General features: G+C 70.5%; 10 protein-coding genes. 6 read left to right on the top strand and 4 right to left on the bottom strand.

From position 1 onward, the window contains the following. Positions 1 to 91: 91 nt before the first annotated feature. Together A6A25_RS00635 and A6A25_RS00630 are read right to left on the bottom strand one after the other, a co-directional pair. Entirely contained in the window at positions 92 to 1072 is a 981-nt protein-coding gene (locus tag A6A25_RS00635) for a Gfo/Idh/MocA family protein (protein WP_073885748.1), read from the bottom strand. Position 1073: 1 nt separating this feature from the next. Further along, positions 1074 to 6503: a pentapeptide repeat-containing protein gene (locus A6A25_RS00630; RefSeq protein WP_073885747.1), complete on the bottom strand. Its 5430-nt coding sequence runs from the start codon at positions 6501 to 6503 to the stop codon at positions 1074 to 1076. Between the two features lie 29 nt (positions 6504 to 6532). Between A6A25_RS00630 and upp the strand changes: the two genes are divergently transcribed. After that, entirely contained in the window at positions 6533 to 7159 is a 627-nt protein-coding gene (upp, locus tag A6A25_RS00625; RefSeq protein WP_073885746.1) for a uracil phosphoribosyltransferase, read from the top strand. A gap of 175 nt (positions 7160 to 7334) precedes the next feature. Here the strand turns inward: upp and A6A25_RS00620 are convergent, their stop codons facing one another. Then, on the bottom strand, positions 7335 to 8174 hold the full coding sequence (locus A6A25_RS00620) for an NAD(P)H-binding protein (RefSeq protein ID WP_073885745.1): 840 nt from the start codon (positions 8172 to 8174) through the stop codon (positions 7335 to 7337). Positions 8175 to 8382: 208 nt separating this feature from the next. On the opposite strand from A6A25_RS00620, the gene A6A25_RS00615 reads away from it, so the two are divergent. Next, a complete protein-coding gene (locus A6A25_RS00615; RefSeq protein ID WP_073885744.1) occupies positions 8383 to 9684 on the top strand; it encodes a glycoside hydrolase family 18 protein in 1302 nt (433 codons plus the stop codon). Positions 9685 to 9752: 68 nt separating this feature from the next. On the opposite strand, the gene A6A25_RS00610 is transcribed toward A6A25_RS00615, so the two are convergent. After that, entirely contained in the window at positions 9753 to 10346 is a 594-nt protein-coding gene (locus A6A25_RS00610; RefSeq protein WP_073885743.1) for a TetR/AcrR family transcriptional regulator, read from the bottom strand. 75 nt (positions 10347 to 10421) lie between these two features. Here A6A25_RS00610 and A6A25_RS00605 point away from each other — a divergent pair, with 75 nt between their 5' ends. The 4 genes from A6A25_RS00605 to A6A25_RS00590 all read left to right on the top strand — a co-directional run bounded on the left by A6A25_RS00605 (position 10422) and on the right by A6A25_RS00590 (position 12915). Continuing rightward, on the top strand, positions 10422 to 10628 hold the full coding sequence (locus A6A25_RS00605; protein WP_015105038.1) for a type II toxin-antitoxin system VapB family antitoxin: 207 nt from the start codon (positions 10422 to 10424) through the stop codon (positions 10626 to 10628). Positions 10629 to 11091: 463 nt separating this feature from the next. Continuing rightward, on the top strand, positions 11092 to 11475 hold the full coding sequence (locus tag A6A25_RS00600) for a type II toxin-antitoxin system death-on-curing family toxin (RefSeq protein ID WP_073885742.1): 384 nt from the start codon (positions 11092 to 11094) through the stop codon (positions 11473 to 11475). A gap of 94 nt (positions 11476 to 11569) precedes the next feature. Further along, entirely contained in the window at positions 11570 to 11953 is a 384-nt protein-coding gene (locus A6A25_RS00595; RefSeq protein WP_073885741.1) for a MerR family transcriptional regulator, read from the top strand. 53 nt (positions 11954 to 12006) lie between these two features. Beyond that, entirely contained in the window at positions 12007 to 12915 is a 909-nt protein-coding gene (locus tag A6A25_RS00590; protein ID WP_073886332.1) for an aldo/keto reductase, read from the top strand. The last annotated feature ends 17 nt before the right edge of the window (positions 12916 to 12932 follow it).

Here is a 12932-nt window from a genome sequence, read left to right as displayed (position 1 = left end):
AACCCATCGGGTGCTCCTCCTCGAGGAAGTGCTGGTGCTCTCGCTCTCCGCGGAACGGGACTCGGCTGGTCATCGCATTCCGGCAGCCGCGTCACGTCGGTTGACGCACCGGCAGCCCCGCCGCGCGGTAGATGTCGTCCACGGCCCGCATCGTGGCCACCGCGTCATCCGCCGTCGTCGGGAACGGTTTGCCGTGCAGCACCGCGTCGGCGAACGCCTTCAGCTGGTACTCGTACGACGGCCGCCGGTCGAACCGCTCGACCCGGCGGTGGCCGTTCAGCTTGACCGTGAGCCGGTGCCCCATCTGCGGCGCGAAGGGGTTGAACACGCGCATCTCACCGTTGGCGCCCAACACCTTCGCCGACAAGCGCAGCACCGAGCGCGACCACATCGACGCCACCACTGTCCCGGTGTGCCCGGCCGGGAACTTCAGCTCCGCCCGCATCGCCCGGTCGACGCCGTCACCCCTCAGCAACGCCCGCGCCGACTTCACCTCCGGCTCGCCACCGAGGTATCTGACCATGTTCACCGCGTAACAACCGGCGTCCATCAACGCCCCACCGGCCAACTCCAGCGAGTACCGGATGTCCCTGAACCGCGGCAACGGGAACGCCAGCCGGGCGTCTACATGCCGCAGTTCACCCAGCTCCGCGACCACTTCCGGCAGCCGCAACGCCAGCGGGTGATACCGGTAGTGGAACGCCTCCATCACCACCAGCCCGCTGCTCTTCGCCGCCGCCGCGACCTGCGCCGCCTCGTCCGCGTTGGCCGCGAACGGCTTCTCGCACAACACGTGCTTCCCCGCCGCCAACGCCGCCAACGCCCACTTCCCGTGCAACCCGTTGGGCAGCGGGATGTAGACGGCATCCACCCCGGGATCGTCCAACAGCTCTTCGTACGACCCGTGCACCCGCGGAATCCCGTACCGGTCCGCGAACTTCCGCGCCCGCCCGAACTCCCGCGCCGCCACCGCCGAAACCTCTACCGACGCCACCGCCCGCCCCGGCCGAACCACCGCCGCCGGCACGATCCGCGCCGCCCCAAGCACCCCGATCCGAACGTGGTCGGTCATGTCAGGACGTTACCCCCGGAACGAGCCCGGGAATCCCCATGTCGTCGGGCATCTTCCTGATCTCCGGCACGTAGGGGTCCAACTCGCCCTCCTCGAACCGACTCAACTTGACCGCCCACCACAAGATGTCGCTCAGATCGCCCACGACTCGGTAGTGCCCATCCGGCAGCAGCACAGCCCACCCATCGCTCGCGATGATCAGTTTGGCCAACTCCACCCCGTCCACCGTCCAGATCCGGGTCGTCCCGTCGTCCGACGCGGTGGCGATGTGCTTGCCGTCCGGCGAGAAGGCCACACCCCGCACCCACCCCGTGTGACCCTCCAGCACGGCAAGTTGACGGCCGGACGTGGTGGCCCACACCCGGGCGGTCCCGTCGTCCCCACCAGTGACGACGCTGCCCCCGTCGGGGGAGAAGGCGACCGCGAGCACCCAGTCGCCGTGACCGCCCAAGATCGCGACGGTCTTTCCGCGACGCGTCCAGACGCGAGCTGTTCCGTCATCGGAACCCGTGGTGAGGTACTTGCCGTCCGCGGAGAAGGCCACCGCGACGATCACCGAGTGGTGGCTTCGGTAGGTGGTCACCAGCCGGCCGGAGGCGGTCCAGACGTAGGCGTTCCCGTCCCACGACCCTGTTGCGATGTGCTTGCCGTCCGGTGCGAATGCCACCGCCTGGGCCGCCTGACTCGGTCCTCGGAGCACGGTGACCATCGAACCTCCGGCGACGGGCCAGACGTGCGTGGTGCCGTCCAACGCGCAACTGGCGACGCGCTTGCCGTCGGGCGCGAACGCGAACGTGGTCACCAGGCTGTGGTGACCGTCGTACTCGATTCGCAGGTCACCGTCGCGAGTCCACACGCTCACGCCCTTCCCGCCGTACCGGGCCCCGGCGACGAGTCTGCCGTTCGGGGCGACCACCACCGAGCCCCTGAAACCCGGTGGCATGAGGGCGGTTGCTCCGGTGCTGGTCCACAGGTGCGCGGTCATGCCGGAAGCGGTGACGGCGGCGCCGTCGGAGGAGAACGCCACGGCGTTCACGGAAGCCGTGAGGCCGCCCCGCTCGCCGATCTGAACGCCGTCCACGGTCGAGAACACGACTTGGCCGTAGGACGCGGTGGCCACCTCGGACGCGTCCGGGGAGAAGGCCGCGGACCTGAGGTCCAGGCCCGAGTCGTGGCTGATCGTCGCCGTTCGAACTCCGTCGGCGGTCCAGATGGCGGCCGTGCAGTCCTGGGAAACCGTCACGATGTGCTCGCCATCCGGCGAATAGGCCACCGCGGTGACGATGCCGGTGTGGTGGCGCAGGGTGGCGACCACGGTGCCGCCGACAGTCCAGATCCTCGCCGTGCGGTCGTGGGAGCCGGTGACCACGTGGCGGCTGTCGGCGGAGAACGCGACGCCGGACAGCCGGTCCGTGTGGCCGCTGAGCGTGGTGAACAGGGCTCCGTCGACGGTCCAGAGACAGGCGGTGCCGTCGGCCGACGCGGTGGCGACGAGCCGACCGTTCGGTGCGAACGCCACGGCCTCCACCAGGTCTTCGTGTCCTCGGAGCACCGACCGCTGGTCCGGCCCGTACCAGATCCGTGCGGTCAGGTCGTAGCCGCCGGTGACCAGGAGCCGGCCGTCGGGCGAGAACGCCACGGACAGCACGCCGTTCGTGTGACCATCCAGGACCGCGAACACCGTGCCGTCGAGGCCCCACACTCGTGCGGTGCCATCGTCGGACGCCGACGCGAAGTACCTGCCTGTCGGCGAGAACGCGACGTCGTTGACCGTGCCGGTATGGCCGTGCACGGTCCGGAGCGGCTTGCGGGTCGCCACGTCGACCAGTTCGACGGCCCAGCCGCGCGCCAACGCCACGAGCTTGCCGTCCGGGGAGTAGGCGACGGCGTGGATGGTACCGGCGGCGATCTGGACCGAGGCGTCGTCACGGCCGACGACGGTCGCGTGCGCGAGTTCCCACTGCGATCTGACCCCCTTCACGCCGAGCAGCACCGCACCACGCCAGTCGCTGCCGTCCAGCCGCGCACCGCTCAGGTCGCCACCGGTCATGCGGACGTCCCGCAGGTCCGCGCCGCTGAGGTCCGCACCCGCCAGGTTCATGTCCGTCCACCGCTGCCCGCGCAGGTCGGCGTGCCTGACGCTGACCCCGCTCAGGCTCAACGACGACATGTCCTGGGCGCGCAGGTCCATGTCGTCCAAGTCGACCAAGGCCTCCGGCACACCCAGCCGTCGGCGCACGGCCAGCGCGTTCTGCCGGACCACCTCGGCCGCACCCGGCCGGCTCACCACCTGCCGGGCCCACTCACGGGCCGCGTCGTGCCCGGCGAGGTCGCAGAAGAAGTCCACCATCAGTTGCGACATGAGCCTGCTCATCACGTCGGACACGTCACCGGTCCGCACCCGCTCCGCCGCCGCGTTGGCGACCAGCCACTCCATCACCGACTGGTGCACGAAGCCGAAGCCGTCATCGACGTTCACCAGCAGCGTTCCCGAGCCGACCGCGTGCGCCGCCTGCACCGTCGAGTAGCCCCGTTCGACCAGCTCGGTCAACGTCTGGGTGACCGTCTCACCGAGGTCGGACGCCTGCACGGTCGACGCGGTGCCCGCCCACAGCCGCAACGCCAGCACGGTGCACACCCGCAGGCGTTCCTGCTGGTCCAGCGACCGCAGCCCGGACCGGTGCCGCTGCCGGTTCGCCTCGTGCAGCAGCCAGAAGTCGACCAGTTCCCGGTACAGCTCGGCGGCGCTGATGCGGCCCTGCTCCTGCCGCACCTGCCGCAGCCGCTGCTCGTCCAGGTCGGCGATGAACGCCAGCATCCGCGGGTTGCGGGACAACCCGAGCAGGTCGTGCACCTCGCGGAGCAGGTCGAACCGGCGCGTGGCCTGCTCGGCGTCACCCTGGTAGTGCCGGGTCAGGAAGTCGAGGATCTGCTCGTCGGTGAAGTCCTCCAGCACCACCACGCGGCTGGCGCTCATCGCGGCGACCTGGTCACCCAGCGCGGTGAGCACCTGGTTGGGCGAGCGGAAGTGCTGGCTGCGGCTGGTCAGCACCACCTTCGCCCGGTCGCTCACGGCGACCAGCAGCGTGCGCAGGTACTCGGCGGCGTTGTCGTAGCCGACCCGCAGCTCCAACTCGTCGAAGCCGTCGAACAGCAGCGCCAACCGGCCGCTGCTGATCATGTACCGGAGCTTGACCACGTCCAGCGCCTCGACGCCCTCGCGCACCAGGTGCTGGGTGAGCAGCTCGTCCAGCGTCGGCGCCTTCTCCAGGCTGCGCAGCTCGACCAGCACCGGCGACACGTTGCCCAGCCGCGACCGCAGCTCCCGGGCCAGCTGCCGGAGCAGGAACGACTTGCCGCGCCCGAACTCGCCCAACACCATCACGAACCGCGCCGTGCCCGGCGACAACCAGTCCAGCACCTGGTCCAGCAGGTCCGACCGGACGTCACCCGGGCCGCGCCTGGTCAGCTCGCGGAACCGCTGCGGCACGTACAGGGCGGCCGGGTAGACCGGGTCGTCGGCCAGCCGCGCCTGCTGGCGGTTCTCCTGCACCCGCAGGTCGAGCAACCCCTGGTAGTCGACCCAGCTGCGCAGCCGGATGCCCAGGCTCAACGCCCGCGCGACGAGTTCCGCCGGCGCGGGCCCGCCACCGTGCACCAGCTCCGACTGCACCGACCGGTCGTGCTCGGCGAACCGCACGTGCACGTCCCGGGCGAACCGCTCCACGGCGTCCTCCGTGACGTCGCCCGCGACCACGAACACCGGCCACTGCTCGACGCCGCCGCCGGAGGTCGGCTTGGTGACGCGCAGGTACTCGTTCTCCCGGTACGGCGTCACGGTCGCGGTCGGGTGGCTGATCCGCGTCGCCTCCTCGACCCGGTCGAAGAACGAGTCCGACCCGACCGGCAGGTGGACCTGCTTCTCCTCGCGCCGCGGCGTGCCGGTGGCGAAGGTCTTCGTCACCCCGACCCAGGTCGCCGGGTGCGTGGCGCGCCAGTCGGAGCCGGTCGGGCTGACCCGCGTGTCACCGAGCCACCGGCCCCGCGTGGGCTCGAACCGCCTGGCGTGCCGGGTGTAGCCGTTCGTCGTGAACGACACCAGTTCGTACGACCCGGCGTCCGGGGTGCCGGTCAGCAGGTGGTTCACGAGCTGCGGCCGGACCAGCTCCCGCTCCACGCCGGACGTGGGCCGGTTGACCACGCCGAGCCGCAGCCAGCCCTTGGCCCGGTACCGCTCCAGGTGCGCGGCGAACCGGCGCAGCTGTTCCGCGTCGACCTCCGGCGTGCCGCTGTCGAGGTGGCTGTCGGCGACGGTCGAGTTCAGGCCCGCCACGGCCACGCGCAGGTCCGGCACGGTGAAGAACGTCCAGAACTCGTCCGGCGTGAAGGTGGCGCCCACGTCCCGGTAGTACCGGTCGAACGCGTCGCCGTACTGCTTCCACTTGCGCCAGTACGGCTTCACCGGGTCGCGCTGCTCGGCTTCCATGTCCAGGAAGTAGGCGCGGCAGGCGACCAGGTTCACGTCGTGAGTCCCCGGCACGACCACCACCCGGTCGCGGGACAGCTCGACCGCTTCGGCCAGGGCGTCCAGGAAGGTGACGGCGTGGTCGAACTCGGTGCGCAGGCCGCGTTCGGTGAGGTCGCCCGCGAGGACGAGCAGGTCGGCACGCAGGCCCTCTTCGGCGGCCAGGTGGTCGAGGTCTTCGTGCAGCGCCGTGAGCAGGTGGTCGCGGTCGCCGTCGCCGCCGAACCGGGTGCCCGCCAGGTGCACGACGTTGAGCCGGTCCAACCCGCCCTCGTCACCGCGGCGGCGCCGGTCCAGCGCGGTGGGCCAGCTCAGCCGCAGCAGGTCGGCGGTGATCGCGTAGCTGTCGGGGGTGGCCCGCCCCGCCGTGGCGATGATGCCGACGACGCGGCCCGTGACCGGGTCCCACACCGGGCTGCCGCTGTAGCCGGGCTGGACCTGGAGCGCGGACTTGCCGTCCAGCTGCAGGTAGCCGTTGCCGACCTGGCCGCGGACGACCGCGCGCACCCAGGCGCCGTCCGGGCGGGCGGGCTTGTCGGGGTAGCCGAAGACGTCGACCTCGTGGCCGGGACCGGGGAGCGTGGTGATCAGCTTGGCCGGGGTGACGTCCGGTGGCGCGTCCTCGGCCAGTTCGACACCGGCGACGTCCTGACCGGGCGCGCCTTCGCGGGGTGGCGGTGGGACCCACTGGCGGACGTGCGCGCGGATCGTGGCACGGCCGGGGAAGTCGACCAGCACGGGTTCGTCGGGCTGCTCGCCGTTCAGCTTGTCGCGTCCCGCGGCCAGGTTGACCACGTGCGCGCAGGTGAGCACTGCGCGCGGGCCGACGAGGACCCCGGCTCCGACGGTCCGGCCGGCCGTGTCGGTGAAGCGGACGACGGAGGTGGGTAACGAGCCGTCGGGCATCGGTTAGACCTACCACATACTGTTCGACCATGGACGTCCTCGTTGTCGATCACCCACTGGCCAGGGCGCGGCTGACCACCATGCGTGACGCCCGCACCGACAACGCGGCGTTCCGCGCCGCGCTGCACGAGCTGACCGTGATGCTGGTGTACGAGGCCACGCGCGACCTGCCCGTGGCCGAGGAGCGGGTGCACACGCCCGTCGCCCGCACCACCGGCTACCGCTTGGCGAACCCGCCGCTGCTCGTGCCCGTGCTGCGGGCCGGTCTGGGCATGGCCGACCAGGCGCACAAGCTGATCCCGGACGCACAGATGGGTTTCGTCGGCTTGGCGCGTGACGAGGAGACCCTGCAGCCGACCCCGTACATGGAATCGCTGCCCGACTCCCTGGCCGGTCGGCCCGTCTTCGTGCTGGACCCGATGCTCGCCACCGGCGGTTCGATGGCTTACACGATCCGGCTGCTGACCGACCGCGGCGCCACCGACGTGACCGCGATCTGCACCCTGGCGGCACCCGAGGGCATCAAGCACCTGGAGGACTCGGGCCTGCCCGTCCGCCTGATCACCGCCAGCATCGACGAGCGCCTGAACGACTCGGGCTTCATCGTCCCCGGCCTGGGCGACGCCGGCGACCGCCAATACGGCGCCGTCCACTGACCCCGAATCCCGCGTGTCCTACGTTCGCGTCCCGCGTGTCCTACGTTCCGGTACCCCGAGTTGAACACTCAGAACACGGCCCGCCGTCCCGAATGTTCAACTCGGGGTACGCGAACGTAGGACACGCCCGTTCTGAACGTGGGACACGCGGGACCTGGAGGTACGACTCTCGGGGTTAGGTGAGGTCGGTGCGGTGGTCGGTGGCCCAGGTGGCGAGGGTGCGGCCCGGGTGGCCCGTGACGGTGGTGAAGTCGGGGGTGACCGAGGCCGGTTCCTCGGCGTGCTGGGCCATGTAGCCGAGAAGGTATTCGGCGACGTCGTAGGGCAGGCCCTCGTCGCGGATCAGGGACGCGCGGGCCTGGCCGTAGGTCAGGCGTTCGAAGGCGATCGGACGGCCCAGGCCACGCCCGATGGCCGCGGCCTGTTCCACGTGCGTCAAAGCCTCCGGCCCGCTCAACGTGTACGCCTTGCCCGCGTGCCCGTCGTGCCGCAACGCGTGCACCGCCACTTCGGCCACGTCGGCCTCGTGCACCGGCGCGCCGACCGACTCCGGGAACGGCGCCCGCACCACGTTCTCCGCCTTGATCGTCCGCGCCCAGATCAGCTTGTTGGCCATGAACTCACCGGGCCGCACGTGCGTCCACGCCACGCCTGACGCCTCGATCACCCGCTCCACGTCGTGGTGCAGCTCGTAGCTCCCCGGCCGCTTCACGGTCACCGCGCTGCTGGACAGGAACACCACCCGCCGCAGGTCCGGCGCACGGTCCAGGAACGCCCGCGCGTGCTCCGCCGCGTCCTCCGACTCGATCGCCGCCAGGAGGAACACCGCCGTCACACCGTCCAACGGCAGCTCGCCCGGCCGCGTCAAATCACCTCCCACCACCTCCACCCCGTCGGGCAGCACGGCCCGAGCCGGGTTCCGCGTCAACGCCCGAACCGGCACGCCCGCCGCCGCCAGCTGCCGGACGACCTCACCGCCGATGGTGCCGGTCGCCCCGGTGACCAGGATCGTCATGTCTTCCCCCAAACCGGTATTCAAACTTGAACAGCGCCGAAGCTAGCGCGACCACCACCACGCCCGCACATGCAAAAGTTTGCGAAATACGCGAAGGAACTTCGTATTACCGGATTCGGCCGAACGGACGTAGAGGTGGTCTAGACCTCATCACTACCGTGGTCCAGACCACACCGGAACACGCCGGGCGCACACCGCGAGGAGAAGCATGTCGAGCAGGAGATGGGTGCTCCCCGCCCTCCTGGCCACCGCGATGACCGTGTCGCTGGCGCCGCAAGCGGTCGGGCACGGCAAGCACGACCGCGACGACCGGCACGGCCGCAACGAGCGCGTCGTCGGCTACTACACCCAGTGGAGCGGCTACGGCCGCAACTTCCTGGTGCGCGACCTCGTCGCCAACGGCACCGCACCCCGGCTCACCCACCTGAACTACGCCTTCGGGTTCCTGGACGAGTCCGGCAAGTGCGTCAGCGCCGACCCGTGGGCCGACTACCAGCGGCCGTTCAGCGCCGAGCAGAGCGTGAACGGCACCGCGGACGTCGTGGGCCAGCCGCTGTCCGGAAACCTCAACCAGCTCAAGCAGCTCAAGGCGAAGTACCCGAAGCTGCGGATCAACATCTCCCTCGGCGGCTGGACCGGCTCCAAGTACTTCTCCAACGCCGCGCTCACCGCCGAGTCACGCGCCGCGCACGTCGCCTCCTGCCTCGACCTGTGGCTCAAGGGCAACCTGCCCGACACCGCGCCCGGTGCGGCGGCCGGCGTGTTCGACGGCATCGACCTCGACTGGGAGTGGCCGTCGTCCGAGGCCGCGCCCGGCAACGTCGTGCGCCCCGAGGACAAGCAGAACTTCACCGCGCTGCTCGTGGAGTACCGCAAGCAGCTCGGCCAGCTGTCCCGGCGCACCGGCGAGCGCTACGACCTCACCGCGTTCCTGCCCGCCAACCCGGCCCAGATCGACCGCGGCTTCGAGGTGCGGAGGGTCTTCAACCTGCTGACCTTCGCCACGATCCAGGGCTATGACTACCACGGTGCCTGGGAACCGCTGACCAACCAGCAATCCGCCCTCCGCACGCCCGCGGCCGACCCGACCGCACCGCCGTTCAGCTCGCAGGTCACCATCGACCACTACCTGCGCAACGGCGCGCCGAAGCACAAGGTCGTGCTGGGCGTCCCGTTCTACAGCCGCGGCTGGACGGGCGTCCGCGACGAGAACAACGGCCTGTTCCAGCCCGCCACCGGCCCGGCGCCCGCGACCTACGAGGCCGGGTACGAGGACTACCGGGTCCTCAAGGCGCAGCTGGACAAGTTCACCGTGCACCGGGATGCCAAGGCCGGGCACGCGTGGCTGTTCGACGGCACCACGTTCTGGACCTGGGACGACCCGGTCGAGATGAAGCGCAAGGGTCGCTACGTGGCCGAACGGCGCCTTGGCGGCGCGATGATCTGGTCGCTCGACGGCGACACCGCCGACGGCGAGCTGATCAAGGCGCTCACCAGCGGACTGTCCTGAACTGGACAGTTCACGGGGTCCGGGGAGGTTTCGCGGCGGCCACCTCCCCGGGCCCCACCTTCACGCCTTCACGCGTTGCGCCAACCGTCCGCGTGCGCACGCAGCGCACGTTCGTAGACGGCGGCGATCTCGACGCCCGGCGGCAGGTTGCCGTTGAGCTCCAGGCTCACCAGGCCGTGCACCATGCCCCACATCGCCAACGCGATCCGCTCGGGCGGCTCGGGCGCGAACACCCCGGCCTCCACCGCGCGCCCGACGTCCCGCACGACCGGCAGGAACGTCTGGTTGGCCGCCTCCTTCGTCTCCTCGGACGGCTCGAAGTTCGGCACCACCTTGCTGAACATCACCAGGTAGAACTGCGGGTCCGCGAGCGCGCTCGCCCGGTACGCGAGGCCGATCTGGACCAGGTCCTCCACCGGGTCGTCGGTCTGCGGCACGCTCGCGATCCGTTCACCGAATCGGCGGAACGCCTCCTCGTACACGGCGTTGAGCAGGGCGGGCTTGCCGCCGAACAACGAGTACACGGCCGTGGTCGAGGTGTTGACATCCGCCGCGAGCCTGCGCAAGCTCAGTGCGCCGGGGCCTTCGGTGGACAGCAGTTCGCCCGCCCGCTCGAGCAGCCGGCCGCGGAGCGCTTCGTCGTGTGTCTTCGGTCGTGGCACCGGGACATCGTATCGCAACACCGTTATAATTCGCGGCCTGGCCATCGTGGTATCAAGTTGGTACCGTCATTCTCCATGGCGATGACTCTGCGTCTGAGCGACGAGGAGAACCGGCGGCTCGACGAACTCGCCGCTGCCGAGGGCCGTTCGAAGCAGGAGGTCGTGCGCTTGGCGTTGGCCGAGCGGTGGGCCAGATTGCAGAAGGAGGAGCAGTTGTCCGAGGTCCTCGGGCGCGTGCTCCCCAAGTACCGGGGCCTGCTCGACCGCCTCGGCTCCGCGTGACCCGAGCCTGACCCCGGCCCGACCCACGGCCCGGTCCAAGCCTGATCCGACGCCGACGCGGCCTGTCCGGATTGCGGGAACCCGTACCTCTGGGCGACCGGCCGACTACTCCTCGACCACGGCCCGCACCTTCGGGTGAACGCACCCCCGCGCCCTCGATGTTCGAACATATGTTCGATACGATCAATCCATGCAGCTCAACCGCCGCACGCCAGGTCGTTCACGTTTCTACCTCTGTGAACGCCCACGGCGGTCCGGAGCGCACCGGTATGGTGCGCCGTTGAAGATCGGGCTGCGTCCAGGTTGCGCTTCGGTGCACAACGCGGCCGACAACATCCTCGCCGCCCGCTGGGCGGGGAGGCGATACGGACCTGAGGGGGTGGGTGGTGGCGCTGCAGGCGTCCCGGAGGCGGCGTGGCCGCGCCGAAGCTTCCACCCCTCGGGACAGGGAGCGCGTCAAGCAGTGGTCAACTACCTCGACGCCGGCGACTTGCTCGTGCTGGCGACCGCCGTCACCGGCGGGGATCTGGTCGTGCGCGACTTAGGTCTCCTCGACTCCGCAGCCCACCGCCCCCGGGCCACCGTGCTGGGGGTCGAGGCCTACGACACGCTCTGGCTGAAAGCTTCCGCGTTGCTCGACTCCATCGTCCGCACGCGCCCGTTGGCCGAGGGCAACTGGCGGCTGGGCTGGGTCGCCGCCGTGACGTTGTGCGACATCAACGGCTGGTGGATCGACGCGGAGGAGGACGAGGCCCTCGACCTGGTGCGGGCGCTGGGCCGGGAGCAGATCGACGTCGCCGGCATGGCCGCCCACCTGGAGGCGTGGGGCATGCCCAAGGACGACTGAACGACGCGTCCTCGCGGCACGACGGCGGGGGAGTTCACCGAGATCGCCGAATCGGGTTGACCTGGAGCGCACTCCAGCTCCTACCGTCGACACCGTGACTTACTCGATCGCCCAAGCGGCCGAGCGCAGTGGGTTGTCGATCGACACCCTGCGCTACTACGAGCGGATCGGCCTGGTCGACCCGCCCGCCAGGGACTCCGGCGGGCGGCGCACCTACAGCGACGACGACCTGGGCTGGCTGGTCTTCCTGACCCGCATGCGCACCACCGGCATGCCCATCCGCATGATGCGGGAGTACGCGCAGCTCAGGCACCTCGGCGCGGCCACCGCGGGCAGGCGCAAGCAGATGCTGTACGAGCACCGCGCCGCCGTCCGGGCCCGCATCGCCGAGCTCCAGTCGTGCCTGGAAGTGCTCGACTACAAGATCACGCACTACGAGCAGATCGAGCACACCTTCGCCGAGGGGATCACCGCGTGAACCGCGTGAGGTCGTTGGGGGAACTCCGGGTCGGCGCGCAGGGCCTGGGCTGCATGGGCATGAGCCAGTCCTACGGCGTCGGTGACGAGGCCGAGTCGGTCGCCACCATCCACCGGGCGCTGGACCTCGGCGTCACGCTCCTGGACACCGCGGACGCGTACGGCGCCGGCGCGAACGAGGTGCTGGTGGGCCGGGCGATCAAGGGCCGCCGCGACGAGGCGGTGGTCGCGACCAAGTTCGGGCTCGCCGACCCCGACCGCAAGCCCCGCGGTGACGCGGTGTACGTCAAGCAGGCCGCCGAGGCGTCGCTGCGCCGCCTGGGCACCGACCACATCGACCTGTACTACCAGCACCGCGTCGACCCGGACGTGCCGATCGAGGAGACCGTCGGCGCGATGGCCGAGTTGGTCGCCGAGGGCAAGGTCCGCTACCTGGGCCTGTCCGAGGCGGGCGCCGCGACGATCCGCCGCGCGCACGCCGTGCACCCGATCAGCGCGCTGCAGAGCGAGTGGTCGCTGTGGACGCGCGACATCGAGGACGGGATCGCGCCGACGTGCCGCGAGCTGGGCATCGGCATCGTGCCGTTCTCGCCGCTGGGCCGCGGTTTCCTCACCGGTCGCGTCACGTCCGTCGCCGACCTGGCCGAGGACGACATGCGCCGCAACCTGCCCCGGTTCGCCGAGGAGAACTTCGCCCGCAACACCGCCATCGTGGACGCGTTGCGCGCACTCGCCGCCGAACGCGGCGTCACGCCCGGTCAGCTGGCGCTGGCCTGGGTGCACCACCAGGACGACGACGTCGTCCCCATCCCGGGTACCAAGCGGGTGAAGTACCTGGAGGAGAACGTCGCCGCCGCCTCGCTCCAACTCGACGCCGAGGAACTGCGCGCGATCGAGGCCGCCGCACCCGCCGTCGCGGGCGAGCGGTACCCGGCCGAGTTCCTGAAGCTCTCGAACAGGTAGGGAGAACGATCGTGGAG

It is taken from the genome of Saccharothrix sp. CB00851, assembly GCF_001905065.1.
GTDB lineage: Bacteria > Actinomycetota > Actinomycetes > Mycobacteriales > Pseudonocardiaceae > Actinosynnema.
This window is presented reverse-complemented; position numbering and strand designations above follow the sequence as displayed.